The organism is Vibrio sp. 10N.222.49.C9 (assembly GCF_041474985.1).
Taxonomy (GTDB): domain Bacteria; phylum Pseudomonadota; class Gammaproteobacteria; order Enterobacterales; family Vibrionaceae; genus Vibrio; species Vibrio crassostreae_C.
The window spans coordinates 1-344 of record NZ_JBFRVD010000835.1; the positions used below are offsets into that span (position 1 = coordinate 1).

The following is a 344-nucleotide window of genomic DNA, read 5'->3' on the forward strand; positions in this document are numbered from 1 at the left end:
AACTAGAATGAAAAAATTACTTGTGTTGACTGCTGCTATTAGCGGTGTATTCGCACCAATCGCATCAGCTTCAGAAGAAGTGAACGTATACTCTTACCGCCAGCCATTTTTGGTTGAACCAATGTTTGATGAATTTACTAAACAAACGGGTATCACGGTAAACGTTAAGTTCTCTAATACAGGTATCGCTGAGAAACTAGTTCAAGAGGGTGAGTACAGCCCAGCTGACGTAGTATTGACTACAGACATCAGTCGTTTGGTTGAACTAAGCAATAAAGACGTTGTACAGAGTGTTGATAGCAAGGTGATTGATGAAAATGTCCCTGCTCAATACCGTGACACTG

1 protein-coding gene is annotated in these 344 nt (G+C 41.0%); it reads left to right on the top strand.

Going from position 1 to position 344, the window contains the following annotated elements; translation table 11 throughout:
* Positions 1 to 7 precede the first annotated feature (7 nt).
* The coding region (locus tag AB4585_RS25835; RefSeq protein WP_372171629.1) for an extracellular solute-binding protein at positions 8 to 344 on the top strand (337 nt) is incomplete at its 3' end.